The sequence below is a fragment of the Streptomyces sp. GSL17-111 genome (assembly GCF_037911585.1).
In the GTDB taxonomy this organism is placed as follows: domain Bacteria; phylum Actinomycetota; class Actinomycetes; order Streptomycetales; family Streptomycetaceae; genus Streptomyces.
Window position 1 is genome coordinate 3,533,882 of sequence record NZ_JBAJNS010000001.1, and the last position, 26,324, is coordinate 3,560,205.

Here is a 26,324-nt window from a genome sequence, read left to right on the forward strand (position 1 = left end):
CTCAGGCGCGCGCCGCGCCCAGCGGGGCGAGGGCCGTCCAGGGGAGGGTGATCTCGCCCTGGCGCCAGCGGGTGACGGTGTCGGTCACGGGCCAGCGGGCCGAGACGGCGCGGACGGCGGCGATCCAGCGTTGCCGGGCGCCGAGCGGGGCCAGCGGGGCGGCGGTGGCCCAGGCGGCGTCGAAGTCGGTCAGGAAGGCGTGCACGGCCTCGCCGGGGACGTTGCGGTGGATCAGCGCCTTCGGGAGGCGTTCGGCCAGGTCGGAGGGGCGGCCCAGCGTCGCGAGGCGGGCGGCGAACGTCACGGTGCGCGGGCCCTCGGGGCCGAGGGCGACCCAGACGTGGCGGCGGCCGATCTCGTCGCAGGTGCCCTCGATCAGCAGCCCGTCCGGGGCCAGCCGTGCGCACAGCCGCGCCCAGACGGCGGGGACGTCGGCCTCCGGGTACTGCCGCAGGACGTTCGCCGCGCGGATCAGGGTCGGCCGCTCCGGCAGCGGCACCTCGAACCCGCCGCGCACGAAGCTCAGCCCGTCCCGCAGGTAGGGCTCGGCGGCGGCGACGCGGTCGGGGTCGATCTCCACGCCGGTGACGCGGACGTCGGCCCGGACCCGGCGCAGCCGCTCCAGCAGCTCGACGGCCGTCCACGGAGCGGCGCCGTAGCCGAGGTCGACGGCCAGCGGCGCGGCGGCGCGGCGCAGCGCGGGGGCGTGCGTGACGGCGATCCAGCGGTCCATGCGGCGCAGCCGGTTCGGGTTGGTCGTGCCGCGCGTGACGGTCCCCACCGGACGCCGGGGGCGGGAAGCGGCGGGCGAGGGCATGGAGGCAAGCGTACGGGTCCGTGCCGCAGGTCACGTTTGGGCAAAATCGGGAAGAGCGGGCAACCGTTCGGCGTTGCCGCCCGGAGGAACAGCCGTACCAGGAGTCCGCCAGACCGCCGGCCGTAGGGAGAGCACAGGGTGAGCTCGTACGTCACGAGGCTCGGACGGCGGCTGGGGCTTCCCGGCAGGGTGCCCCGCCGCGTCGCCATGCTCAGCGTCCACACGTCGCCGCTGCACCAGCCCGGTACGGGGGACGCGGGCGGGATGAACGTCTACATCGTGGAGCTGGCCCGGCAGCTGGCCCAGCTCGGCATCGAGGTGGAGATCTTCACCCGCGCGACCACCGGCGGGCTCGCGCCGGCCGTGGAGCTGGCGCCGGGCGTGCTGGTGCGGCACGTGGACGCGGGGCCCTACGAGGGGCTGAAGAAGGAGGAGCTCCCGGCGCAGCTGTGCGCGTTCACGCACGGGGTGATGCAGGCGTGGGCCCGGCACCGGCCCGGCCACTACGACCTCGTCCACTCGCACTACTGGCTGTCCGGGCACGTGGGCTGGCTGGCCGCGCAGCGCTGGGGCGTGCCGCTGGTGCACGCGATGCACACGATGGCGAAGGTGAAGAACGCGGCGCTCGCCGAGGGGGACGCGCCGGAACCGGCGGCCCGCGTCATCGGGGAGACGCAGATCGTGCGGGCCGCCGACCGGCTGGTGGCCAACACCGCCGAGGAGGCCGGGGAGCTGACGCGGTACTACGACGCCGACCCGGCCCGCACCGCCGTCGTCCACCCGGGCGTCAACCTGACGCGCTTCCGCCCCGCCGACGGACGGGCCGCCGCGCGGGCCCGGCTGGGCCTGCCGCAGGACGCCCTCGTCCCGCTGTTCGCGGGCCGCATCCAGCCGCTGAAGGCCCCGGACGTCCTGCTGCGCGCGGTGCACCTCCTGCTGGAGGAGGACCCGGGGCTGCGCGGACGGCTGGTCGTGCCCGTCGTCGGCGGCCCGTCCGGCAGCGGGATGGCCCGGCCGGAGGGGCTGCAGAAGCTCGCGGCGAAGCTCGGCATCGCGGACGTCGTCCGGTTCCGGCCGCCGCTCGGACAGGAGGCGCTGGCGGACTGGTACCGGGCGGCGAGCGTGTTGGTCATGCCGTCCTACAGCGAGTCGTTCGGGCTGGTGGCCATCGAGGCGCAGGCCTCGGGCACGCCCGTGGTGGCCGCCGCCGTCGGCGGGCTGCCCGTGGCCGTCCGGGACGGGGTGACCGGCTACCTCGTCGCCGGGCACGACCCGGCGGACTACGCCCGCGCCCTGCGCCGGTTCGCCGCCGAACCGGACCGCGTCACCCGAATGGGCGTGGCGGCGGCGGAGCACGCGCGGGGCTTCGGCTGGGCCACCGCCGCCCGCAGGACCGCCGACGTCTACGCCGACGCGCTCGCGGCGCGGCGAGGTCGCCTACGATCGCTGCATGTCTGACGCCGCCGCAGTGATCGAGCAGACGCTCGCCGACGCCGAGCTGGAGTGGGAGTCGCCGAAGCCGGGCACCTACGTCGTCACCCTGCCCGGCACGCGCAAGCTCTCCACCACGTGCCAGCTCATCGTCGGCGCGCACTCCCTGTCCGTGAACGCGTTCGTGATCCGCAACCCCGACGAGAACCACGAGGGCGTACACCGCTGGCTGTTGGAACGCAACACCCGTCTGTACGGGGTGAGTTACGCCATCGACCACCTCGGGGACATCTACCTCGTCGGACGGTTGCCGCTGGCCGCCGTCACCCCCGAGGAGCTCGACCGCATCCTCGGCACCGTCCTGGAGAACGCCGACGGCTCGTTCAACCACCTGCTGGAGCTGGGCTTCGCCGGGGCGATCAAGCGCGAGTACGCCTGGCGGACCTCCCGTGGGGAGTCCACCCGGAATCTGGCCGCCTTCACCCGTCTGACCGGGGAGAACCGCGAGTAACACCGCCGCGGGACCGGGGTGCGCCCGGCGCACGTCTTCCCGGTCCGGGACGGCGGGGGTAGGGTCCCGAGTCACGATCCCGCAACGCGGAGATCACGGTCGGGCACGTCGTCGTGACCGTCTGGGGCTCCGTGCTGCCCGCACGTCCTCCCGACCCGCACGGAGACGGATAGCCGATGACGGCAACGAGCGCCACGCCCGCACAGCCCTCCCCGTCCGCCGCCGCGACCACGGCCCCGGCGGCGGAGGCTCCGGAGGGCACGCTGCCCCGCCCGGCGCGGCTCGCCGACGTCAAGGGCTGGTTCTTCACCGCCGACCAGCACCTCTTCGCCTGGTTCCTCAACCGCCAGGAACGCCTCGGCGAACCCGGCGACCTGCTGGAGCTCGGCTCCTACCTGGGCAAGAGCGCGATCTTCCTGGGCGGTCGGCAACGCCCGGGCGACCGCTTCACCGTCTGCGACCTCTTCGACGCCCCGGCCGAGGACGCGGCCAACGCCCTCGAGATGCGCACCTCCTACGCCACGCTCAGCCGCCGCTCCTTCGAGGCCAACTACCTCTCCTTCCACGACGAGCTGCCGACCGTCGTGCAGGGCCTCACCTCGGTGATCCGCGACCACGTCCCGGACGCGAGCTGCCGCTTCGCCCACATCGACGCCTCCCACCTGTACGAGCACGTGCGCGGCGACATCGAGGCCGTCGGCGCCATGCTCGCCCCGCACGGGATCGTCGCCCTCGACGACTACCGCTCCGAGCACTGCCCGGGCGTGGCCGCCGCCACCTGGGAGGCCGTGCTCGTCGGGCGGCTCCAGCCCGTCTGCGTCAGCGGCAACAAGTTCTACGGGACGTGGGGCGACCCGGAGCCCGTCCGCGCCGACCTGCTGGAATGGCTCTCCGGTCAGCAGGACCTGTGGTACGAGGAGCAGTCCGTCGCCGAGCACCCGCTGATCCGCGTCAAGGCCCGCAAGGGGGTCGCGGAGCCGCCGCAGCCCGCCTCCCGGCACGCCGGTGCCGCCACCGCGGCCACCCCGGCGTCCGCCGCGCCCGCACGCCGTGCCGCCCGGCCCGCGCCGAGGCCCCGGGGGCTGCTCGGCGCCGTCCGTAGCGTGGCGGTCGACCTCCTCCCGCCGATCGTGACGCGCGCCCTGGTCTCCACCCTCCGCCGCCGCTGACGCCTCCCGCCGCCGGGCCCACACCCCCCCGCAGGGGGCCGGACCTGCGCGGACTCGGGCCGGGGCGTGCGGGGCGGCGTGCGGGGCGCCCGATAGGCTCGCGGGCGGAGCCACACACCGGGGGAGTGACCGCCATGTCCCAGCCGCCGGAGCCCGGGCCGGCACCGCCGCCCGGGCCGCAGCCGCCGCCCGAACCGCCCGGGCGCGGCCTGACGCCGGAGGCCGAAGCGCTGTACCGGGCGCTGCTGGGCGGACGCGCCCCGGGCGCCGGGGCCGTCGACGGTGCCGACGCCGACGCCGACGCGGCCGAGGGCCGCGCACGACACCTGACGGAGTTGGAGCGGCTGGGCCTCCTCGCCCGCGACGCCGACGGCGCGCTCCGCGTCCGGCCGCCGCGCCTCGCCCTGGAGCGGTGGGCGGCGGAGCGCGAGCTGGAGGCCGTCCGGGCGCGGCAGAGCGCCGACGACCTCTCCCGCCTGTACACCGTCCACACCGGGGCGGGCGCCCAGTTCGCCGAGGTGCTGGAGGGCGAGGAGGCCGTCGTCGGCACCTTCGAGGCCATGCAGGCCGAGGCGCGGGAGCGGATCCGGGGCTTCGAGCGGGGCTCCTACCTGCGCCCCGAGGAGGTCGGGCCGAACCCGGCGCAACTGCCCTCCATGGAACGCGGCGTGGCCTACCACGTCGTCTACGACGCCGCCTTCCTGCAGACGGAGGTCGGGCTGCGCTCCCTGAAGGAGGCCGTCCGGGCCGGGGAGAACGCCCGCGCGTTCCCCGGCGTCCCGATGAAGCTCGTCATCGCCGACTCCTCCCGCGCCCTCATCTCCGTGCCGCCGCGCTCGGGTCACGGTGTGATGGCGCTGCTCGTGCACCCCTCCATGCTGCTGGACGCGATCATCGAACTGTTCGAGGCGTTCTGGCGGTTGGCGGTCCCCGTCGGCGCCGTGCCCGGCCGCGCCGGCGTACCCGTCGGCTCGGAGCCCAGCCCCGACACCCAGCGCCTGCTGGCCCTCCTCAGCGCGGGCTCCACCGACGAGGCCATCGCCCGTGACCTGGGCGTCAGCCAGCGCACCGTCCACCGCAGGGTGAGCCGACTCCAGGAACTCCTCGGCGCGCGCACCCGGTTCCAGCTCGGGGTGCAGGCCGCGCGGCGCGGCTGGCTCTGACACCGAACGGTTGTCGGAAACCCGTCATGACGGGAACCCGACAGGTCCGCAGGCTTCCGCGCAGGTGGCGCCGCCGGTCAGGGTGACGCGACGCTCCCGCCCGGCGGACCGTACCCGGGCCGGGGCGACCCCCTACCCGGAAGGACCCTGCGTGTCTGCTCGTAGACGCCTCCCCGCGCGCCGCGCCCTGGGCGCCACCGCGACGGCCCTCGCCGCCACCCTGCTCGTCACGCCGCTGGGCGCGGGACAGGCGTCCGCCGCCCCGGCCGCACAGGCTGCTCCGAAGTCGGCCGATCCCGACACCGCCGCACTGGCCGGAGCCCTCACCGACCAGGAGATCGACTGGGAGACGTGCGCCTTCCCCGGCCTGGAGAAGGAGCGGGCCGACAGCCTGCGCACCGTCGAGGGGCTCGCCTGCGCGACCGTCCAGATGCCGCTCGACTGGCACGACGCCGACAACGGCAAGACGATCGACGTGCGCATATCCCGCACGCAGACCAGTGACCGGGACGACCGCGACCGCCAGGGCATAGCCCTCGTCAACCCCGGCGGGCCCGGCGGCTCCGGTCTGCCGTGGGGCGCGGCCATGGCGCAGCGCGCCCCCGAACTGGCCGAGTACTACGACTTCGTCGGCTTCGACCCGCGCGGCGTCGGTCAGAGCACGCCGCTCACGTGCACCTACACCGTCCCGGACGACCCCTCGGACCAGGACGCCGTGAACCGCGCCAAGGTCGAGGGCTGCATGGACGGCGGCCTGGCCCCCTTCATCACCACCGAGCAGACCGCCTACGACATGGACTTCATCCGCGTCCTGCTCGGCGAGCCGAGGATGAGCTACATCGGCTACTCCTACGGCACCTGGCTCGGCACCTGGTACGCGGCGACGTTCCCCGGGACGTCGCACCGCTTCCTGCTCGACTCCTCCACCGACGTCACCGAGCGCTCCCTGGAGCGCACCTGGGACCTCCAGCCGCCCAGCCGTGACCGGCAGTTCCAGGAGGCCCTGCTGCCGTACATGGCCCGCCACGACGACGTCTACGGCCAGGGCACCGACCCGATGAAGATCCGTGAGCACTTCGAACGTGCCGGCGGGACACGCGAGTTCATCGGCCAGCTCTTCATGGCGTACTACATCATCCCCGCCATGTACAGCACCGACCAGTACCCGACGGCCGCCTCCGCCGTGGCCGCCATCGCGGCGGACGGCATCCCCGAGGAGGGCACCGAGGAGCAGGCCGTCGAGACGGTCATCGACAACATCCTCGCCGTCGACCGCCTCACCGCCGACCAGCGCGCGTTCGTCGCCGAGGCGAAGGCCGACATCCTGGAGGCCGTGGCGGCCAAGCAGGAGGGACCGGGCGCGGCGGCGGCCACGGAGACGTTCGACGCCACCTTCGAGGCCATCCGCTGCCAGGACGGCCAGTGGAACCAGAACCTCGACCACTGGCAGCGCTGGCTCCAGCGGCAGGAGCGCCACGCCCCGCTGATGGCGCCCTTCAACTCCACGCCGCTGTGCGCCTACTGGCCCACCGACAACAGGATGCCGAAGGCGAAGAAGAAGACCTTCCCCGAGGTGATCGTCCTGCAGTCAGAGCTGGACGCGGCCACCGCCTACGAGGGCGGTCTCGCCACCGCCAAGGGACTGCCGGGCGCCGCGATGATCAGCGTCGACAACGAGGGCAGCCACGGCCTGTTCCCCTACGGCACCACCTGCGTCGACATGCCGGTGATCAACTACTTCCTCACCGGCCAGCTGCCGCGCAAGGACTTCACCGGCTGCCAGGCCCTCCCGCTCCCCGGCGAGGAGGAGACCTTCGAGGTGGCGGGCGAGATGAAGAAGAACGGCAAGATCAAGCTCCGGATGCGCACGGACGAGGTCCGCGAGGCGAACCGCCTGGTGCGTGACCTGCTGCGCGAGGCCAACACCCCGGAGCCCTCCGAGGCCGCCGCCTCGCAGTCCTCCGGTGCCGAGGCGTCCCAGTCCTCCGAGGCCGGGTCCTCCCAGTCCTCCTGACGCGCCACCCCCCCCGGGGCCGGGCCGCACACCAGCGGCCCGGCCCCTTCGCGTCGTCCGGCACGTGCCGGGGCCCGGCCTGCCCCCCGCGCGGGCCGGGTCTCGTCGGGCCGGACCGCCGGGCGGCCACCCGTCGGGGCGGACGTTCCCGAACACCGTCCCCAACCCGGGCGCGTCCGGCCTTATTCCGCGTTCCGCGCCGTCACCCGATCGAAGCGGGCACGGAATGTCGGGTGCGGGCCCCGGCCGTGTCCCTAGCGTGAGGTGAGGCAAGGGAAGGAGACCGGGGTGCTGGAGCGGCTGAACGAGGCCATGGGCCACATCGAGGACCGTCTCGACGGTCGGATCGACCCGCAGGAGCTGGCCCGGATCGCGTGGACGTCCCCGTACCACCTGCGGCGGATGTTCTCCGCGCTGGCGGGGCTGCCGCTCTCGGAGTACGTCCGCAGGCGCCGCCTGACCGTCGCCGCCGCCGAGGTGGTGGCGGGCGAGCGGACGCTGCTGGAGATCGCGCTCCGGTACGGCTACGGGTCCGGCGAGGCGTTCGCGCGGGCGTTCCGGGCCCTGCACGGCGTCGGACCCGCCGAGGCCCGCAGAAGCGGTGCGGCGCTGGAGTCCCAGCCCCGGATGTCCTTCCGTCTCATCGTCGAAGGGAGTAGCAGCATGCGGTACCGCATCGTGGAGAAGGACGCCTTCACCGTCGTGGGCGGGAAGGCCCGTGTCCCCCTCGTCCACGAGGGGGTCAACCCGGCCATCGCCGCGTTCATCCGGGGCCTCGGCGCCGCGACGATCGACCGGATCGAGGCCCTCTCCGACACCGAGCCCCACGGCGTCGTCGCCGTCACGGACGACCTCGCCGACAGCCGGGCGGAGGGTACGGAACTGGACTACTACCACGCCGCCGTGACGTCGCGGACCCCCGACGACCTGGGCGGGCCGGACGGCCCGGACGGCCTCGACGGCCTGGACACCCTGCGCGTTCCGGCCGGCACCTGGGCCGTCTTCGACAGCAGCGGCCCGTTCCCCGCCGCGCTCCAGAACCTGTGGCGCGACGTCTACACCCAGTGGTTCCCCTCCAACCCCTACGCCTCCCGCCCCGGGCCCGAGCTGCTGCGCACCCGGCTGTCCGACGACGGCGCCGCCGCCGACGCCGAGATCTGGATCCCCGTCAGCCGCACACCGGCCTGACCGGGGGCGCGGTAGCGTGCCGCGCATGGTGGACGGTGTGGTGGTGCGGGTGGCGCACACGGCGCAGTGCGAGCCGGAGCTGCTCGGCGCCGCGCGCGAGATGGTGATGGCGGCCTTCGACGGCGACTTCGCGGACGAGGACTGGGAGCACGCACTCGGCGGCGTCCACGCGTTCGTCTGCGAGGACGACCGCGTGGTGGCGCACGGGTCGGTGGTGCAGCGGCGGCTCCTGCACGGCGGCCGGGCGCTGCGCACCGGGTACGTGGAGGGCGTCGCGGTGCGCGCCGACCGGCGGCGCGCGGGGTACGGGGGCGTCGTCCTCGCCCGGCTGGAGGACGTGGTGCGCCGGGCGTACGACCTCGGCGCGCTGGCCTCCACCGAGGCGGGGCTGCCGTTCTACACGGCCCGGGGCTGGCAGGTGTGGCGGGGGCCGACGTACGCGCTCACGCCGTGGGGCCGGGTGCGCACGGAGGACGACGACGGGGGCGTCTTCGTCCTGCCCGTCCCCGGCGTCCCGCTGGACCCGGCCGGGGAGCTGACCGCCGACTGGCGCGACGGCGACGTGTGGTGACCGCGACGCACCGGTGGCCGGCGCGCTCCCGGGCGGTGGCCCGGGAGCGCCGGGCGGACGTCAGCAGCCCGCCGTGCGTTCGTACCAGCCGGGACGGGTCTCGGTGAGCGAGGTGAGGGTGTAGATGTTCCACAGCCCGAGGGCGTCGCCGGAGCCGACGGCGTAGGCGTAGCCGTAGCGGACGGAGGCCCGGCCCGCCGTGGAGTGGGCGTAGTTGCTGGCCGTCACGCACTCCGGCGTACCCGGGTCGCCCGGATCACCGGGGTCGCCCGGATCACCGGGGTCGCCCGGGTCCGACGGCCCGTCTCCGATGCCCCAGTCGGCCGTGATGGTCGACGTCGAGCACAGCACGTCCGCGAAGTAGGTGCCGGAGGTGCCGCAGCCCTCGCCCGGCCGGACGGGCACGGCGTGGCCCATCCCGGACGCCGTGTAGTGGCGGACGGCGACGCCCGCCGGGCCGTCGTACGTCGTGCGGGTGACGTTCCCCGGCAGCGTGGTGGAGCCGTCGGGCGTGGCGTCCGTGCCGTGCACGTCGGTCCACTGCTTGACGGACTCCGTGGCGTTGCCGGGACGCACGGTGCTGTCGGCGCTGCCGTGCCACACGGCGACGGACGGCCAGGGCCCGTCGTACCCCGGGTTCTCGGCGCGCACGAGGTCGCCCCAGCGCTCCGCGGACTTCGTCACGCCCGGGTTCATGCAGCTGAAGGCGCCGATCATGCTCGTGGCGCAGCCGTGCGGCACTCCGGCGAGCACCGCGCCGCCCGCGAAGACGTCCGGGTAGGCGGCGAGCACGGAGGACGCCATCGCGCCGCCGCCGGAGAACCCGGCGACGAACACCCGGTCCGGGTCGGCGTCGACGGCGGCGACGGTGTGCGCCACCATCTGCCGCAGTGACAGGGCCTCGCCCCGGCCGCGCGAGGTGTCGCCGGGCTCGAACCAGTTGAAGCAGCGGGAGGCGTTGTTGCCGGTCTCCTGCTGGGCGGCGACGAGCGCGAAGCCGCTCGTCCCGGCGTCCCCGAGCCACCCGGAGGCGCCCGCGTACTCGGCGGCGCTCTGGCCGCAGCCGTGCAGCACGAGGACGACGGGTGCGCCGGCGGGCAGGTCGTCGGGCAGGTGCCGGTACATCGTCAGGGCGCCCGGGTTCGAACCGAATCCGGTGACGCGCTCCAGGGCGGGGTCGGCGGCGTGCGCGGACGGGGCGAGGCCGGTGAGCGTCGCGAGGGGCAGGGTGAGGGCGGCGAGCAGGGCGCCGGCCCGGCGGAGCGGTCGTGGAGCTCTCATCGTGGAAATCCTTCGGCCTGAGGGGTCCTTCGCGGAGCTGGAGGTGGGGGGGAGGGGACGGGGGGTGTCCCGCACCGTAGGGCCGTGACGTGCGCTCCCCGAACGTGGCGTGCGCACACCGCGCGCGGCCCTCCGGTGGCCGCGGGGCACATTGCTGGCCGGTGCCGGGGGGCGGAGGCTGCCGTGTCAGCACACCGTCGCGGCCCGCGCCGCGCAGGCCACGCACCACGAGGAGCCCGCCGTCATGCCCAGACCCTTCGCCGCCTTGACCGCACGCCGCCGCCCACCCGCTGCCGGATCGACCGCCGTCCCCGTCCGCCGTGCGCCGCGCGGCGGGCGGCGTCCCCTGCTCGCCGCCGTGGCGCTCGCCGCGTCGGCCGCGCTGACGGCCTCCTGTGCGAGCCCCGGCGCGAGCGCGGGCGCGGGCGACGCCGACGAGGTGAAGGTCGCGCTGGTGACCTCCGTGAGCGGTCCGCTGGCCAGCTACGGCGAGCAGTACCTCCAGGGCTTCGAGGCCGGGCTGGACCACGCGACGGGCGGCACCGGCGAGGTGGACGGCGTCCGGATCACCGTCCTGGAGGACGACGACGCGGGCGATCCGGCCAAGGGCGTCTCGCTGGTCAAGAAGCGCATCGGCCAGGGCGTGCCCATCATCGCCGGGACCGTCGTCTCCGGGGTGGCCACGCAGATCGCACCCGTCGCCGCGCAGAACCGCACGCTCTACGTCTCGGGCCCCGCCGCCACCGACGCCCTGACCGGCATCAACGACTACACCTTCCGCTCGGGCCGCCAGACCTACCAGGACGTCGTCACGGCCCGGGAGATCCTGGCCGCCGAGGAGGGCGCCGAGGGCGGCAAGGACGTCGTCGTGCTCGCCCAGGACAACGCCTTCGGGCAGGCCAACGCGGCCGCCGTCGAGGAGGTCCTGGGCGGTGACGGGACGACCGTCACCCCCGTGCTCGCCCCGCCGGGTGCCACCGACCTGACGCCCACCGCCCGCAAGGTCCTCGCAGCCGGGCCGGACATGGTGTTCGTGGCGTGGGCCGGGGACACCGCGCAGTCGATGTGGTCCACCCTCGAGCAGCAGGGCGTCCTGGAGGAGGCCACCGTCGTCACCGGGCTGGACATCCGGGCCGGCTACCCGGCCTTCGGCGCGGCCCGCGACCGGATCACCCTCCTCGCCCACTACGTGCCCGGCGCGACGAACACCCCCGAAGCCGACGCCATGCGTGCCTACTTCGAGGAGAAGGGCTGGGAGGAGGACCTGTTCAGCCCGGACGGCTTCACCGCCGCGCAGCTGGTCGTGCGGGCGGTCGAAGCGGGCGGCCGGGACGGTGACGTCGAGGCCATGGTGAAGGCCCTGGAGGGTTTCACGTTCTCCGGGGTGAAGGGGCCGACCCGCGTCCGCGCCGAGGACCACGCGCTCGTCCAGCCCATGTTCCAGGCCGCGTTCGACGGTGACCTGCCCTCCGTCACCCGCACGCTGGAGCCGGAGAAGGTGGCCCCGTGACGGCTGCCGCGCCCGTGCTGGAACTGGCCGGGCTGAGCTGGCGGATCGGCGCCGTGCGCATCGTCGACGACGTCCACCTCGCCGTGCCCGAGGGTGAGTTCCTCGCCGTCATCGGGCCCAACGGCGCGGGCAAGACGTCGCTGTTCAACCTCGTCTCCGGGGTGCACCGGGCGACGGCCGGGGCCGTCCTGCTGGACGGCCGGGACGTGACGCGGCTGCCCCCGCACCGGCGGGCCCGCAGCGGCATCGCCCGCACCTTCCAGTCCTCCTCGGTCTTCGCCACCATGACGGTCGCCGAGCACGCGGAGCTGGCCGCCCGCGCGGCCGGCGCCCGCCGCGTCACCCCGGGGGAGGTGACGCGGCTCCTGGCCCGCGTCCGGCTGGAACACCGCGCCGGGGACCTCGCGGCCGGGCTGAGCCACGGCGACAAGCGGAAGCTGGAACTGGCCATGCTGCTCGCCCCCACCCTGGCCGGGGACGGGCCGCGGCTGCTGCTCCTGGACGAGCCGATGGCGGGCGTCGCCGCCGAGGAGACGGCCGAACTCACCGCCGTGCTGCGGGAGCTGCACCAAGGGGAAGGACGGACCGTGCTCATGGTCGAGCACCACATGGACATCGTGCTGGGGCTGGCCGACCGCGTCGCCGTCATGCACCACGGACGGCTGCTGGCCGCCGGCACCCCCGCCGCCGTCATGGCCGACGCCACCGTCCAGGACGCCTACGTCGGGGAGGCCCTGTGAACGCCGCCGTCCCCCCGCCGCCGCTGCTGGAGATCGCCGGACTGCACGCGGAGATCGCCGGTTCCCGCATCCTCCAGGGCGTCGGCTTCACCGTCCCGGCCGCCGGGGTGACCGCCCTGCTCGGCCGCAACGGCGTCGGCAAGACGACCACGGTGCGGGCCGTCCTCGGGCTGCTGCCGGACGGCGGGCGCGTCACCGCCGGTACCGTCACCCTCGCGGGCGAGGACATCACCGGCGAGCCGACGCACGTCACCGTCCGGCGCGGGGTCGGCTACGCCCCTGAGGACCGGGGGGTGTTCGCGCAGCTGACGGTCGCGGAGAACCTGAAGCTCGCCGAACGCCCCGGCTCCGCGCACCACTACGACCTCGTGCACGACCTGTTCCCCGAGCTGCGCGCCCGCCGCGCCCAGCGGGCCGGTTCGCTCTCCGGCGGACAGCAGCAGATGGTGGCCATCGCCCGCACCCTGCTCAACGACAACCGGCTCGTCATCGTCGACGAACCGACCAAGGGCCTCGCCCCGCGCGTCGTCACCGAGGTCGCGGAGGTGCTTCAGCGGGCGGCGCGGCGCGTGCCGTTGCTGCTCGTCGAGCAGAACCTGGCCCTCGTGCGCCGCCTCGCCCGGGACGCCGTCGTGCTCGACGCCGGCCGCACCGTCCACACCGGCCCGGCCGCCGAGCTGCTGGCCGACCGGGAGCTGACGACGGCCCTCCTCGGCGTCGGCGCCCGCCCGGGCCACGCCACGACCCCCAGCGGAGGAGCCGCCTGATGGACACCTTCGTCCTGCTCACCCTCACCGGCTTCGGCCTCGGCGCCCTGTACTTCCTCATCGCCTCCGGACTCGCCCTCATCTTCGGCCTGATGGACGTGCTCAACTTCGCGCACGGCGCCTTCCTCACCGTCGCCGCCTACACCGCCTGGGCGACGGCCGACGCCGTGCCCGGCATGGGCGGGCTGCTGCTCGCGGCGCTCGTCGGCACGGCGACGGGGGTCGCGCTCGCCGTCGCCGTCGAGTTCGTGCTCATCCGGCGGCTGTACGGGCGTCCCAAGGAGCAGATCCTCGTGACCGTCGGCCTCTCCCTGGCCGTGCCCGCCGCCGTGCAGACGGTCGCCGGTGCGGACGCCCGCACCTTCCCGGTGCCGGACGCGCTGGCCGGCACCGTCGGCGTGCTGGGCGCGCAGGTCCCCGTCAACCGGTTCGCGCTCATCGGCGTCGCCCTGACCGTCCTGGTGGGCGTCCGGCTGTTCCTGGACCGCACCCGCTACGGGCTCGTCGTGCGGGCCGGGGTGGAGGACCGCGCCATGGTGACCGCGCTCGGCGTCGACGTGACCCGTGCGTTCACCGTCGTCTTCGCCCTCGGCGGCGCGCTCGCCGGGCTGGCGGGCGTCCTCGGCGGGCTGTACTTCGGCTCGCTCTCCCCGCACCAGGGCACGGGGCTGCTGGTCTTCGCGTTCGTCGTCGTCGTCATCGGCGGGCTCGGCTCCCTCACCGGCGTCGCCGTCGCGGCGCTCGCCGTCGGCCTCACCCAGCAGTACGCCAACTACTACGCGGGCGGCTACGGCGACCTGGCCGTCGTCGCGCTGCTGGCCGCCGTCGTCCTGGCCCGCCCGGTGCCGGGCTCGCCGTCGGCCGCCGAGCGGCTGCGGCGGCTGCTGCCCGTGCCGCCCGCCACCCGCACCGAAGGAGGCCGCGCATGACGGTCACGTCCGCCCCGACCACCGCGCCGGCCCCCGGGGAGACCGGGCCGCCCGGCCCGGCGCGGCGGCGGGCCCTGCGCCCCGCCGCCGTCCCCGCCGCCGCGTTCCTCCTGCTGGCCCTCCTGCCCTACTCGGCGCTGGAGGTACCGGTCCTCTTCGACGGCCCGCTCAACGCGCCCGGGTCGCTGCAACTCCTCGCACTGTGCCTGGTGTTCGCCGGTCTCGCCCTGGGCTACGACCTCATGTTCGGCCGCACCGGGCTGCTCTCCTTCGGCCACGCCCTCTACATCGCGGGCGGTGCCTACGGCACCCAGCTCGCCATGACCGAGTGGGGCCTCACGCTCGTTCCGGCGGCGCTCCTCACCCTGCTGCTGGGCACGCTCGCCGCCGTCGTCCTCGGCGCGATCTCCCTGCGCACGCTCGCTCTCGGCGGCATCGGGTTCGCCATGGTGACGCTCGCGTTCGCCCAGGCCGGGTCCCTCCTCGTCGGCCGCAACCCCGGCGGGCTCACCGGCGGAGAGGAGGGGCTGCCCCTGCACGCCGCCGGGGTGCCGGAGGCGTTCGTGGGCGTCGCCAACACCGTCCATGTCTACTGGCTGGCGCTCGGCTACCTCACCCTGGTCGCCGCCGTCGTGTGGTGGGTCACGGCCCGCCCGGTGGGCCGGGTGTGGCAGGCGATCCGGGACAACGAGCAGCGCGTCGCCGTCCTCGGCCGCGACCCCTTCCGGTACAAGCTGGGCGCCTTCGTGCTCGCCTCCGCGCTCGCCGTGCTGGGCGGCGCCGTGCACCTCCTCGTCACCGCCGGGGCGACCCCGCACTCCAGCACGCCGACGTTCACCCTGACCCTTCTCGTCATGGTGGTGCTCGGCGGCAGTGGCACCCGCTGGGGGCCCGTCGTCGGTGGTGCGCTGTTCACCTTCCTCGACCAGCGGCTCGCCGCCTTCGCCGACGTCGCCGAGCCGCTGCTCATCCTCGGCACGCTGTTCGTCCTCGCCGTCTACGCCGCCCCCGGCGGCCTGGTGTCCCTGCGCGCACGGCGGCGCGGGAGGACGGCGTGAGCGCCGGGCGCACGGCCGGGCGTCCGCGCGGGGAGCTGGCCGTGCCCGTCCGGGGCGGCCGGCTCGCCGTCACCCACTGGCCGGGGACGGGCGTGCCCGTGCTGGCGCTCCACGGCATCACCGTCAACGGCCTCGCCTTCGCCGACGTCGCCGAGGCGCTCGGCCCCGACGTGCCGGTGTACGCGCCCGACCTGCGCGGCCGGGCCGGCTCCGCCCACCTGCCGGGGCCCCACGGCCTCGCCGCCCACGTGGCCGACGTCCTCGCGCTGCTGCGCCACCTCGGCCACGACCGCGTCGTCCTCCTCGGCCACTCCATGGGCGCGTTCGTCGCCGCGCTGGCCGCCGCCGGGCACCCGGAGCGGTTCCCGCACGCCGTCCTCGTCGACGGCGGCCTCGGCTTCCCCCCGCCCGAGGGCACCGACATCGACGCGCTCCTCGACGCCGTCATCGGCCCCGCCATGCGGCGCCTGCGCATGACCTTCCCCGACCGGGACGCCTACCGCGCCTTCTTCCGCTCCCAACCCGCACTGGCGGCGCACTGGAGTGACCGCGTCCGGGCCTACGTCGACCGGGATCTCGTCGGCACCCCGCCCGACCTGCGCAGCAGCTGCGTCCTGGACGCCGTGCGGGCCGACGGCGCGGACGTCCTGCACGACCCGGAGGTCCTCGCCGCCCTGCACCGGCCCCGGGTGCGCGCCACCCTGCTGTGGGCCGAACGCGGACTCCAGGACGAGCCACAGGGCCTGTACGACGCCGGGCGGGTGGCCGCCGCGGCCCTCGACCCGCAGCGCGTCGACGTCCAGCGGGTGCCCGGCGTCAACCACTACTCCGTCCTGCTCACGCCCACCGGGACGACGGCCGTGGCCGCCGCCGTCCACCGGGCCCGCACGGCCTGCGCGTCGAAAGGACATCAGCCGCAAAAGCCATAGAATGATCGCTCTATGAGTGGTCTCGTGTACGTCCTGATCGTGGTGGGGGTCTGGATCTCCGTCGGGCTGCTCACCGCCTGGTGGATGGCGCGCCGGGGTCACCGTCACTGGTGGTGGCCCGTCATGGGTGTCGTCTTCGGCCCCTTCCTGGCCCTCGCCGCGAGCGAGCGCGTCCAGCGGCAACCGGACCTGCTCTCCCACACCGACTCCGGCGCGCACGGGCCGGGCGGACTGCGGGTGCTGGTCGGTGTGGACGGCTCGGAGGCCTCCCACGCCGCCCTGGACCTCGCCGTCGAGCTGTTCGGACCGTACGTGGAGTCGCTCGTCGCCGCCGAGGTCGTCGGATACGACGCCGCCGAGGACGAGCACGACCCGAGCATCGCCGCCGCACGGAGCCGCCTCAGCGCCCTCGCCGAGCGCAGCGGCGGGCGCGTGACGGAGTACGACGTCCTGTCCGGCCCCCCGGCGCAGGCACTCGTCAGCTACGCCCGGGAACAGGGCCTCGACCTCGTCGTCGTCGGCAGCCACGGGCGCGGGCTCTCCCGCCGACTGCTCGGCGACGTCGCCCACACACTGGTACGGCAGACCACGGTGCCGGTGCTCGTGGCCGGCGGCCACCCCCGCTCGTCCGGCCGGTGACCCCCGGGGCACGCGTCCCTGGGAGGTCACCCCGACCCGGTGGGTGGGGCTGCACCACATCACCGGGTGCAAGTGTGGACGGCGGCCACATCGGGAGCGGCCCGCCGCGTACCTAACCTGCCGGACATGACGCCACACTCCGTCACCCTCGACCTCGGCGGGCGCACCGCGCTCGTCACCGGCGCCGCCAGTGGGATCGGGCGCGCCTGCGCCCTGCGGCTGGCCGCCGCCGGAGCCAAGGTCCGCGCCGTGGACCGCGACGCCGAAGGGCTGGCCGCCCTCGAACAGGCCGCACCCGACGCCGTCGAGACCGTCCGGCTGGACCTCACCGACCTGGCCGCCGCCGAGCAGGCCGCCGCCGGGGTGGACGTCCTGGTCAACAACGCCGGGCTGCAGGTCGTCAGCCCGCTGGAGGAGTTCCCGCCGGACTCCTTCCGGCTGGTGCTGACCGTCATGCTGGAGGCGCCCTTCCGCCTGATCCGGGGCGCCCTGCCGCACATGTACGGGCAGGAGTGGGGACGCATCGTCAACATCTCCTCCGTGCACGGGCTGCGCGCCTCCGCCTACAAGGCCGCCTACGTGTCGGCGAAGCACGGGCTGGAGGGCCTGTCCAAGGTGACGGCGCTGGAGGGCGCGGCGCACGGCGTGACGTCCAACTGCGTCAGCCCCGCCTACGTCCGCACGCCCCTCGTGGAGCGGCAGATCGCCGACCAGGCGCGGCTGCACGGCATCCCCGAGGAGCGCGTCGTCACCGACGTCATGCTGACCGACTCGGCGGTCAAGCGGCTGGTGGAGCCCGAGGAGGTCGCCGAGGCGGTGGCCTACCTGTGCGCACCGCAGGCCGCGGTGATCACCGGCAGCTCCCTCCCGCTGGACGGCGGCTGGACGGCACACTGACGCCCATGCACGACGAGCCCGCCCCGACCCGCGCCACCCCCGCGCCGCCGCACGAGCCGTCCGCGCCGCCGCACGACGGGCCCGCGCCACACGACGGGCCCGCGCCACACGACGCGTCCGGCGGCGCGACCGCGTCCGACTACCTCCGGCTCCTCGTCGGCGGCGCCCCCGCCGAGGCGTTCGACGGGCCGACCACCCCCGACCGGCTGCTCGCCCTGCGGCTGCGCGCCGAGCTGGAGGGCCGACGGCGCCGCGAGGCCGAACTGACCGCGCTCATCGAGACCGCCCACGACCTGGCCGGCCTGCGCGACCTCGACGCCGTCCTGCGCGCCATCGTGCAGCGCGCCCGCTCGCTGCTGGGCACCGAGGTCGCCTACCTGACCCTCACCGACCCCGAGCGCGGCGACACCTACATGCGCGTCACCGAGGGCTCCGTCTCCGCACGCTTCCAGCAGCTGCGGCTCGGCATGGGCGAGGGCCTGGGCGGACTCGTCGCCCAGACCGCCCGCCCCTACGTCACCGACGACTACTTCCGCGACAGCCGCTTCCAGCACACCGGCGCCATCGACGGCGGCGTCCGCGAGGAGGGCCTCGTCGCCATCCTCGGCGTCCCGCTGACGCTCGGCGGCGACGTCATCGGCGTCATCTACGCCGCCGACCGGCGGGCCCGCGTCTTCGAACGGGAGCAGATCGCGCTGCTGTCCTCCTTCGCCGCGCACGCCGCCGTCGCCATCGACACCACGCGGCTCATCGCCGAGACCCGCGCCGCGCTCGCGGCGCTGGAGGCCACCAACGAGTCCATCGAGCGGGCCGGCGAGGTGCACGACCGGCTGACGGAGCTGGTGCTGCGCGGGGGAGGGGTGGCCGACGTGGCCGCCGCACTCTCCCACGTCCTGGACGGCCCGGTGGAGTTCCAGGAGCCGGAGGACGCCACGGAGGCCGTCGAGCGCTCGGCCCGCGAGGGCCACGCCGTCCGCGCCGGGGCCACCGAGGACGCCCGGGGAGGCGCAGCCACCGGGGACGACCGGGACGGTGGCGGGGGCGAGTGGGCGGCGGCCGTCGCGGCGGGCGGCGAACTGCTGGGCGCCCTCGTCCTGCACGGCCGGCCCGCACTGGACCCCGTCGACCGGCGCACCCTGGAGCGGGCCGCCATGGTCACCTCACTCCTCCTCCTCGCCCGCCGCTCCGCCGCCGAGGCCGAGCAGCGCGTGCGCGGCGAACTGCTGGACGACCTGCTCGACACCCCCGAACGGAGTCCAGCCCTGCTGCGGCAGCGCGCCGCCCTGCTCGGCGCCGACCTGGAATCCCCCCACGTCGTCCTCGCCGCCCGCCCCGAGAGCCACGAGCACCGGGGCCGTCGGGGCCAGGGCAACGGCCGGCAGCGGCTCTGGTCGGCCTCCTCCCACCTGGCGTCCACCGCCCACGGGCTGGCCGCCGCCCGCGACGGCGGCACCGTCCTGCTGCTGCCGCTGCCCGCTGGCGTCACCCCCGGCGACCTGGCCCGTCGCACCGCCGCACAGCTCGGCGCCGCCGTGCACGCCCCCGTCACCGTGGGCGCCGCCGCGCCCGTCGCCGGGACCGCCGAAGTGGCGGCCCGCTACGCCGAGGCCCGCCGCTGCGTCGACGCGATGCGGCTGCTGGGCCGGGACGGCGAGGGGGCCGCCGCCGAGGACTTCGGCTTCCTCGGCATGCTCCTGGCCGACTCCCGCGACGTCACCGGCTTCGTCCGGCGCACCCTGGGCCCCGTCCTCGACTACGACGACCGCCGGGGAACCGAACTCGTGGCCACCCTCGCCGCCTACTTCGACAGCGGCATGAGCCCGGTGCGGGCCAAGGACGCCCTGCACGTCCACGTCAACACCGTCGCCCAGCGGCTGGACCGGGTGGCCCACCTGCTGGGCGACGACTGGCAGTCCCCGGCCCGCGCCCTGGAGGTGCAGCTAGCCCTTCGGCTGCACCGCCTCTCGGGCGCCTTCGACGGCTGACGTCCCCTCCGGCGCGGTGGGCTCCGCCGGATCCGGCGTCCCATCGTCGTCGGGGTCGCCGTCGGACAGGTCCCGCATCCGCGTCTCCCGGGCGCACAGGATGGCCACCACCGTCAGCGCCGCGGCGGCCATGACGTAGAGGGAGACCGGCACGGAGCTGTCGAAGTCGGCCAGCAGCGCGGTGGCGATCATCGGCGCGGGCGCCCCCGCCGCGACCGAGGAGAACTGGGCGCCGATCGACGCCCCCGAGTACCGCATGCGGGTGGCGAACAGCTCGGCGAAGAACGCCGCCTGCGGCGCGTACATCGCCCCGTGCAGCACCAGCCCCACCGTCACGGCCAGGAGCACCGCACCGAAACTCCGGGTGTCGATCAGCGCGAAGAACGGGAACATCCACAGCCCCACGCCCGCCGCGCCGATCAGGTACACCGGCCGTCGTCCCAGCCGGTCGGAGAGCGCGCCCCACAGCGGGATCGTCGCGAAGTGCACCGCCGAGGCGATGAGCACGGCGTTCAGCGCGAGCTGCCGGGACAGGTCCAGCTGGTCGGTGACGTAGACGAGGATGAACGCCGTGACGACGTAGTAACTGATGTTCTCCGCCATACGGGCGCCCATCGCCACCAGCACGTCCCGCCAGTGGTGCCGCAGCACGGCCAGCAGCGGCGGCTGCTCCGGCTCGGCCGACCGCTCCCGGCGCTCCTCCGCCTGCCGCAGGGCCTCCTTGAACACCGGCGACTCGTCCACCGAGATCCTGATCCACAGCCCGACGAGGACCAGCAGCCCCGACAGCAGGAACGGCACCCGCCAGCCCCACGCCAGGAACGCGTCCTCACTCAGCAGCGCCGTCAGCGCGGCCAGCACACCGGTCGCGAGGAGCTGCCCGGCGGGCGCGCCCGTCTGCGGCCACGACGCCCAGAAGCCGCGCCGCCGGGCGTCCCCGTGCTCCGAGACGAGCAGCACCGCACCGCCCCACTCGCCGCCCAGCGCGAACCCCTGCACCAGGCGCAGCGACGTCAGCAGCAGCGGCGCGGCCGACCCGACCGTGGCGTGCGTCGGCAACAGGCCGATCGCGAACGTCGCGCCGCCCATCAGCAGCAGGCTCAGCACGAGCAGCTTCTTGCGCCCGAGCCGGTCACCGTAGTGGCCGAACACCAGCGCGCCGATCGGCCGCGCGACGAACCCGATGGCGTAGGTCAGGAAGGCCAGCAGGGTGCCGACCAGCGGATCGGAGTCGGGGAAGAACAGCTGGTTGAACACCAGCGCGGCGGCCGCGCCGTACAGGAAGAAGTCGTACCACTCGATGGTGGTCCCGATGAGGCTGGCGGCGACGATGCGTTTGAGGCTCGCGGGGGCCGCTGGAGCCGCTGCGGGGGAGGCCATGTGCACCACTTCCAGGCGATGTGCGGGGACGGGGGGACGTGTCACGGACGTCACGAACTCGCCACACCGTAGGAAGCCCGCGCACGGCCGCGTATGTGCCCGGACCCCACAGTTGCCGCGCCCCGCATCCACGACCGCCCCATCCCGCCGCCCGCACGGCCGCCCACTCGGTCGTCGTGAGGCGCATGCTGGGGGCATGGGTGTCATCGTCGGAACGTCCGGATGGCAGTACCGGGACTGGAAGGGCGTCCTCTACCCGCCGGAGCTGCCCGGCCGGCTCTGGCTGGAGGAGTACGCCCGGCACTTTCCGACGGTCGAGAGCAACGCCGCCTTCTACCGCCTGCCCTCTGCCGAAACCTTCGCCGACTGGCGCGAGCGGACGCCCGACGGCTTCGTCATGGCCGTCAAGGCCAGCCGCTACCTGACCCACCTCAAACGCCTCAGGGAGCCCGAGGAACCCGTCCGCCGCCTCCTCGCGCACGCCGCCGGGCTGGGCCCCAAGCTAGGGCCCGTCCTCCTCCAGCTCCCGCCCACCCTGCGCGCCGACGCCGCCCTGCTCGACACCTGCCTCGCGGCGTTCCCCCCGACCGTCCGCGTCGCCGTCGAACCCCGGCACCCCACCTGGTGGACCCCTGAGATCCGCGACGTCCTCACCGCCCACCGCGCCGCCCTGTGCTGGGCCGACCGTGCCTCCCACCCGGCGACCCCGCTGTGGCGCACCACCGACTGGGGCTACCTCCGCCTCCACGCCGGCCGCGCCCGCCCCTGGCCCCGGTACGGCCCGCAGGCCCTGCGCACCTGGGCCGCCCGGATCGCCGACACCTGGCCCCCGGACGCCGACGTCCACGTCTACTTCAACAACGACCCCGGCGGCGCCGCCGTCCTCGACGCCACGCTCTTCACCCGCTTCACCCGCTTCACCGACCCACCCGGCCCCCGTCCGGCAGGCGGAACGCCGTCCGGTGGCGACGGGGTCACGCATTAGGCTGACATCCATGGCCGACGCGACATACAAGCTGATCCTCCTCCGCCACGGCGAGAGCGAGTGGAACGCGAAGAACCTGTTCACCGGCTGGGTGGACGTCAACCTCACGGACAAGGGAGAGACGGAGGCGATTCGCGGCGGCGAGCTGCTGCAGGACGCCGGCCTGCTCCCCGACGTCGTCCACACCTCCGTGCAGAAGCGCGCGATCCGCACCGCCAACCTGGCCCTGGACGCCTGCGAACGCCACTGGATCCCCGTCCACCGCTCCTGGCGGCTCAACGAGCGGCACTACGGCGCCCTCCAGGGCAAGGACAAGGCCCAGACCCTCGCCGAGTTCGGCGAGGAGCAGTTCATGCTGTGGCGCCGCTCCTACGACACCCCGCCGCCCGTCCTGGAGGACGGCGCCGAGTGGTCGCAGAGCGACGACCCGCGCTACGGCATGATCCCGCCGGAGCTGCGCCCCCGCACCGAGTGCCTCAAGGACGTCGTCCACCGGATGATGCCGTACTGGTACGACAGCATCGTCCCGGACCTGATCACCGGCCGCGTCGTGCTCGTCGCCGCCCACGGCAACAGCCTGCGCGCCCTCGTCAAGCACCTCGACGGCATCTCCGACGCCGACATCGCGGGCCTCAACATCCCCACCGGCATCCCGCTCTCCTACGAGCTGGACGCCTCCTTCCGCCCCGTGAACCCCGGCGGCACCTACCTCGACCCGGAGGCCGCCAAGGCCGCCATCGAAGCCGTCAAGAACCAGGGCAAGAAGAAGTAGGTTTCGTGTTCATGCCTCCCACCTGCGCATACGGCGCGGGTGGGAGGCATGATCATGCTCTGGAACCTCTCTGGAACCTCAGCCCGTGGGGTCCTGCGGCCGAAGTGCTCGCCCGAGAGCCTTCCGGGCCCGCTCCCGACTGCTCGGCATGAGGTGCGCATACACCTTCAGCGTCAGCCCTGGGTCCGAGTGACCGAGGTACTCAGCGAGCGCCTTGATGCTCTCTCCGGCGTCCAATAGCACGGACGCGTAGAAGTGCCGGAGCGCGTGCATGCCGTGCTCGCGGGCAGCGGCGTGCTCGCGGCTCTTGGCCTTCGGGATGACGCCCGCCTTGGCGAGAGCGGGCTTCCAGTGGTCTTCGTTCAGCGACGTACGCCATACGTGTCCACCGTTGGGGCCCGTGAAGATGAGCCGTCGCGTCACAGGCTGGCCGTTCGCTCGCATCCACGGGAGCTTGATCTCCGTAGGCGGGAACCGCTTAATGTGCTCCTGGAGCGCCTCTGCCACGGGGTCGGGCAGCGGCACGTCACGGAGCTTGCCGCCCTTCGGGGGCGCGAACACGGCCTTGCTCAGGCTCAGCTTGAGTTGCTGCACCACGTGCACGGTGCCGCTGTCGAAGTCGATGTCATCGACGGACAGCCCGAGGATCTCCCCTTGCCGCAGGCCGCACCCTGCACCGACGTCGACCATGGGGCGGAAGCGCTCTACCATGGCGGCGCGCATGGCGAAGACGCGCCCAGGCTCCCAGGGGACGACACGGCGCGCACCGATGGCCGGTGGGGTCACCGTGTGCGAGTTGCAGGGGTTCCGGCGTAGGCATCCGTCCTCCACAGCGGCAGAGAGCACGGCGCGGACGTTCGAGAAGATGACGCGGGCGTACGAGCCGGACATGCCGGTCTCTTCGAGTTGGGTCACGAACTCGCGAATGTGGCTCGGTTGGAACGATCCGAGCTGACGCGACCCGATGCGCGGGAACGCGTGCAGCTTGAGCTGAGACTCCATCGAGGCGCGGGTGTTGGGGTCGCCGCTCTGGCTCGCGAGCCACTTCTCCGCGAACTCCTGGAATGTCGTACGGGACGCGTTCGGGTCGATGAAGTCGCCGCGCGCCACGTCCGCTTGCATGGCGCTCAGCCACTGCTCTGCGAGGCGCTTCTGTCCGTCGGGGAAGGACTTGTTCTTCCGCTTGCCGTCGGGCGTGAGGTAGCGGGCCTGGTAGCGCATCCCCGTGCCGTAGCGGTTGGTCTTGACGCGGACAGTCTTGCCGTCGGCGTCGGTGGTTGTCTTGATCCAGCGGTCGAAGATGTGGCCAGCCATGAGGGCTGTTCCCTTCTCTAGCGGTCGGGCGGGGGTCCGGTAGGGCTCGTCCGGCCGGTTTCTCTGGTGTGCGCGGGGACGGCGCTAGGTGCTAGCCGCCTGGTCAGGGTGTGTTGGGAGTGCTAGTGGCCCTGCTAGACCTAGCGGGGAAAGGTGCTAGGTCTAGCGGGCCGCTGGGGTGGGGTCGGACGTTCAGGGAGGCGGCTACAAGGGGGTGCCTGCTGGCTTCCTGAGGGGCTTTTCAGGGGCCGCTTTCCGTGGTGTTCCGGCGATGCCTCCCCGTCGGGGGAGGGGTCAGGCGGCGTCTTCGAGGGCGGCCTGTTCGGTCACCCAGGTGCGGACGGCCGCCGGGTCGAAGCGCAGGTACCGGCCGACGCGGAAGCCGGGAGGACCGATGCGCTTGCGGCGCCACTGGTAGACGGTTTCGATGCTCGGGAGGCTGAACATGGTGACCAGGTCTTCTGGGGTCAGGTAGCGATCCGGGAGGCATCCGCGCAGGGTGGCGCGCGAATCGGTCGGGTGGTCGGTGGCCATGGCGGTGGTGACTCCTCGTGTCCGTCGGGCGGTGCGTGGAAGTGGTGTCGGTCGCCGTCCCAGAGAGTTGGTGTATCCCAGCGTCCGCAGCGTTCCAGCGTCCGCACGGCCGCATTGGGGCAGGTCAGAGGTAGTGAGGGGTGCGGACGCTGGAACGGACGCTGCGGACACTGGACGGCTGTAGCGTCCGCAGGCTGGACGTGTCCGGGCCGCTAGATTGCGGCCCGGCCCGGAAGGCATTCCGGCTACGTCAGGACTGGTCGGGTGGCGTCGTGCCCTGCCCCGTGGGTGCTGTCTCCGGCCAGAGAGAGCCTTGGTCGGGTGCAGACGCGGACGATTCCTCGTCGGGTGCACGGGAGAGGATCAGCAGCTTGTGCCGGTGCCGGTCCCGGCTACGTTTCGTGTCGTCCACCGTGATGCCGATGGACCGCAGCAGCGGGGCGAGTCGCTTCACGCGTCCACCGGTGCGGGTAGCGTCCTTGGGCCAGGTCGGCGGCCGGACCGCGCCGGGTACAGGCAGCGTTTCGAGCAACTGGGCGGCCGTGCCCTGCCAGGTGCCCGCCTGGTCCACCAGAGCGGCGATGGCCATGGCGAACGGGTCACCTTCCAGCGCATCGGTGGCGACGTTCGCCGAGGTGGCTAGGTAGTCGTCCAGGGTGCGCCAGCCCTGAGTCTGGTCGACGGCCGCGAGCACGCGGGCGAAGTCGGCCATGCGCGGCATGGACTCCAGCCGCACCGACGGCAGCACCCCGAGCGCACAGGCCAGCACATCGAAAAGTGCCCCGAGCACGGCCGGGCGGACCGCCTCGAAGGTGGCGTCCAACTCCTCCTCCGAGCGACGCCGGTTGGCGTCGATGAGCTGCAAGTCCATCAGCAGCACGCGTTCGGCTAGGTCCCCGGCGAGCGCCCCGGCGTCGATGGTGGTCATGGCCAGCACCCGTTTGAAGGTGAGAACCACCACGTCGTCATCGGTGTACAGGGCGCGGTCGACCACGCCGTCCCCGGTCACCGCCTTGCACAAGGTGTCCGACAGCCACGGCGGGATCGTGCTCACGTTGTCCAGGCACAGCGCCCATGAGCTGAACGCCTGCCGGGACCACGCCTTCTCGTCCCGCGGCTGACTGCGCTTGGCGGCCGGGGACGGGTCGACGAGGTTGATGAACATCTGCGCGGCCTTGGATTTACCCGTTCCCTGCTCGCCCTTGCACACAATGGCCGGGTGCGGGATGTCGGGAATCCATGCCGCCACCAGCCACGCCACAAGCTGACGGAACGTGGATTCGTTCATGTTCAGCAGCGCGTGCAGCTTGGCCAGACCGTCACCGTCTAGCACGGGAACGGGCATAGGGGCCATGGCGCCCGAGCGGCGGAAGAGCACCGGGGAGCGGTCGACGACCTGCCAGCCGAGACCGGACACCACGACCGCGCGGCCGTCGGCACTGCCGAGGTCGACCACGATGGCGCCGTCCGGGGCCCGTCCGACGCGCAGGTTCACCGGCACCGGGTCGTTGTCCTCCGCGATGCCTTCCAGCACCGTCATGGCGTCCGCGAGCGCGGACTGTGAGGCCACCTCACCGGGGTAGGCGTCCGCGAACCGCCGTGCCAGACGCTGCCTCAGCCCCGCCTTGCCCCGCAGAGGCACGGCGACGTTCGCCCCGTCCAAGGCGACCGCGTACGGGCGGCCGTCGGTGGACATGACGAACCGGTACTCCTCGCGCGCCATGGCCACGATCCGCGCGG

Annotated in this window: 24 protein-coding genes; 18 read left to right on the forward strand and 6 right to left on the reverse strand. The window is 74.0% G+C overall.

Annotated elements, in window-relative coordinates; genetic code table 11:
- Nucleotide 1: 1 nt before the first annotated feature.
- Nucleotides 2-817, reverse strand: a complete 816-nt coding sequence (locus tag V6D49_RS15640) for a class I SAM-dependent methyltransferase (protein ID WP_340560350.1) — start codon at nt 815-817, stop codon at nt 2-4.
- Between the two features lie 138 nt (nt 818-955).
- Between V6D49_RS15640 and mshA the strand changes: the two genes are divergently transcribed.
- The 7 genes from mshA (at nt 956) to V6D49_RS15675 (ending at nt 8,864) form a co-directional block, all read left to right on the forward strand.
- On the forward strand, nt 956-2,275 hold the full coding sequence (gene mshA / locus V6D49_RS15645; RefSeq protein ID WP_340560351.1) for a D-inositol-3-phosphate glycosyltransferase: 1,320 nt from the start codon (nt 956-958) through the stop codon (nt 2,273-2,275).
- A complete protein-coding gene (locus V6D49_RS15650) occupies nt 2,268-2,759 on the forward strand; it encodes a type III secretion system chaperone family protein (RefSeq protein WP_340560352.1) in 492 nt (163 codons plus the stop codon). The genes mshA and V6D49_RS15650 overlap by 8 nt, the downstream gene beginning before the upstream one ends.
- 176 nt (nt 2,760-2,935) lie before the next feature.
- On the forward strand, nt 2,936-3,928 hold the full coding sequence (locus V6D49_RS15655; RefSeq protein WP_340560354.1) for a class I SAM-dependent methyltransferase: 993 nt from the start codon (nt 2,936-2,938) through the stop codon (nt 3,926-3,928).
- Between the two features lie 134 nt (nt 3,929-4,062).
- Nucleotides 4,063-5,091 (forward strand): helix-turn-helix transcriptional regulator, encoded by a 1,029-nt coding sequence (locus tag V6D49_RS15660; protein WP_340560356.1) that lies wholly within the window; start codon nt 4,063-4,065, stop codon nt 5,089-5,091.
- A gap of 151 nt (nt 5,092-5,242) precedes the next feature.
- The gene (locus V6D49_RS15665) at nt 5,243-7,105 is read left to right on the forward strand and encodes an alpha/beta hydrolase (RefSeq protein WP_340560358.1); all 1,863 of its coding nucleotides are present in this window, start codon (nt 5,243-5,245) and stop codon (nt 7,103-7,105) included.
- Nucleotides 7,106-7,393: 288 nt separating this feature from the next.
- The gene (locus V6D49_RS15670) at nt 7,394-8,293 is read left to right on the forward strand and encodes an AraC family transcriptional regulator (RefSeq protein ID WP_340560360.1); all 900 of its coding nucleotides are present in this window, start codon (nt 7,394-7,396) and stop codon (nt 8,291-8,293) included.
- A gap of 25 nt (nt 8,294-8,318) precedes the next feature.
- Nucleotides 8,319-8,864, forward strand: a complete 546-nt coding sequence (locus V6D49_RS15675) for a GNAT family N-acetyltransferase (RefSeq protein ID WP_340560362.1) — start codon at nt 8,319-8,321, stop codon at nt 8,862-8,864.
- Between the two features lie 60 nt (nt 8,865-8,924).
- Here V6D49_RS15675 and V6D49_RS15680 read toward each other — a convergent pair whose 3' ends face one another.
- On the reverse strand, nt 8,925-10,145 hold the full coding sequence (locus tag V6D49_RS15680) for an extracellular catalytic domain type 1 short-chain-length polyhydroxyalkanoate depolymerase (RefSeq protein ID WP_340560364.1): 1,221 nt from the start codon (nt 10,143-10,145) through the stop codon (nt 8,925-8,927).
- 244 nt (nt 10,146-10,389) lie between these two features.
- On the opposite strand from V6D49_RS15680, the gene V6D49_RS15685 reads away from it, so the two are divergent.
- The 9 genes from V6D49_RS15685 (at nt 10,390) to V6D49_RS15725 (ending at nt 19,599) form a co-directional block, all read left to right on the forward strand.
- Complete coding sequence (locus V6D49_RS15685) at nt 10,390-11,655, forward strand: substrate-binding domain-containing protein (RefSeq protein ID WP_340560365.1); 1,266 nt, start codon at nt 10,390-10,392, stop codon at nt 11,653-11,655.
- Nucleotides 11,652-12,395, forward strand: a complete 744-nt coding sequence (locus V6D49_RS15690; RefSeq protein ID WP_340560367.1) for an ABC transporter ATP-binding protein — start codon at nt 11,652-11,654, stop codon at nt 12,393-12,395. The genes V6D49_RS15685 and V6D49_RS15690 overlap by 4 nt, the downstream gene beginning before the upstream one ends.
- Nucleotides 12,392-13,162, forward strand: coding sequence for an ABC transporter ATP-binding protein (locus V6D49_RS15695; protein WP_445330532.1), 771 nt, complete (start codon nt 12,392-12,394; stop codon nt 13,160-13,162). The genes V6D49_RS15690 and V6D49_RS15695 overlap by 4 nt, the downstream gene beginning before the upstream one ends.
- Entirely contained in the window at nt 13,162-14,091 is a 930-nt protein-coding gene (locus V6D49_RS15700; RefSeq protein WP_340560369.1) for a branched-chain amino acid ABC transporter permease, read from the forward strand. Before V6D49_RS15695 ends, V6D49_RS15700 begins: the two co-directional genes overlap by 1 nt.
- Nucleotides 14,088-15,149, forward strand: coding sequence for a branched-chain amino acid ABC transporter permease (locus V6D49_RS15705; RefSeq protein ID WP_340560371.1), 1,062 nt, complete (start codon nt 14,088-14,090; stop codon nt 15,147-15,149). Before V6D49_RS15700 ends, V6D49_RS15705 begins: the two co-directional genes overlap by 4 nt.
- Nucleotides 15,146-16,078 carry an alpha/beta fold hydrolase gene (locus V6D49_RS15710; protein WP_340560372.1) on the forward strand — a complete coding sequence of 311 codons (933 nt, stop codon included), beginning with the start codon at nt 15,146-15,148 and terminating at the stop codon, nt 16,076-16,078. Before V6D49_RS15705 ends, V6D49_RS15710 begins: the two co-directional genes overlap by 4 nt.
- Nucleotides 16,079-16,090: 12 nt before the next feature.
- Entirely contained in the window at nt 16,091-16,717 is a 627-nt protein-coding gene (locus V6D49_RS15715; RefSeq protein ID WP_340560374.1) for a universal stress protein, read from the forward strand.
- A gap of 126 nt (nt 16,718-16,843) precedes the next feature.
- Nucleotides 16,844-17,614, forward strand: coding sequence for a 3-hydroxybutyrate dehydrogenase (locus V6D49_RS15720; protein WP_340560375.1), 771 nt, complete (start codon nt 16,844-16,846; stop codon nt 17,612-17,614).
- 5 nt (nt 17,615-17,619) lie between these two features.
- Nucleotides 17,620-19,599: a helix-turn-helix domain-containing protein gene (locus tag V6D49_RS15725; RefSeq protein WP_340560377.1), complete on the forward strand. Its 1,980-nt coding sequence runs from the start codon at nt 17,620-17,622 to the stop codon at nt 19,597-19,599.
- Here V6D49_RS15725 and V6D49_RS15730 read toward each other — a convergent pair.
- A complete protein-coding gene (locus tag V6D49_RS15730; RefSeq protein ID WP_340560378.1) occupies nt 19,555-20,979 on the reverse strand; it encodes an MFS transporter in 1,425 nt (474 codons plus the stop codon). The genes V6D49_RS15725 and V6D49_RS15730 overlap by 45 nt on opposite strands.
- A gap of 196 nt (nt 20,980-21,175) precedes the next feature.
- Here V6D49_RS15730 and V6D49_RS15735 point away from each other — a divergent pair, with 196 nt between their 5' ends.
- Complete coding sequence (locus tag V6D49_RS15735) at nt 21,176-21,964, forward strand: DUF72 domain-containing protein (RefSeq protein WP_340560380.1); 789 nt, start codon at nt 21,176-21,178, stop codon at nt 21,962-21,964.
- A 10-nt stretch (nt 21,965-21,974) separates the two neighbouring features.
- Nucleotides 21,975-22,736, forward strand: a complete 762-nt coding sequence (locus V6D49_RS15740) for a phosphoglyceromutase (protein WP_340560381.1) — start codon at nt 21,975-21,977, stop codon at nt 22,734-22,736.
- Between the two features lie 78 nt (nt 22,737-22,814).
- On the opposite strand, the gene V6D49_RS15745 is transcribed toward V6D49_RS15740, so the two are convergent.
- From V6D49_RS15745 to V6D49_RS15755, 3 genes are all read right to left on the reverse strand, one after another.
- Nucleotides 22,815-24,050, reverse strand: a complete 1,236-nt coding sequence (locus tag V6D49_RS15745; RefSeq protein WP_340560382.1) for a tyrosine-type recombinase/integrase — start codon at nt 24,048-24,050, stop codon at nt 22,815-22,817.
- Between the two features lie 294 nt (nt 24,051-24,344).
- Nucleotides 24,345-24,584, reverse strand: coding sequence for a helix-turn-helix transcriptional regulator (locus V6D49_RS15750; protein WP_340560384.1), 240 nt, complete (start codon nt 24,582-24,584; stop codon nt 24,345-24,347).
- A 250-nt stretch (nt 24,585-24,834) separates the two neighbouring features.
- Nucleotides 24,835-26,280, reverse strand: coding sequence for an ATP-binding protein (locus V6D49_RS15755; RefSeq protein WP_340560386.1), 1,446 nt, complete (start codon nt 26,278-26,280; stop codon nt 24,835-24,837).
- Between the last annotated feature and the right edge of the window lie 44 nt (nt 26,281-26,324).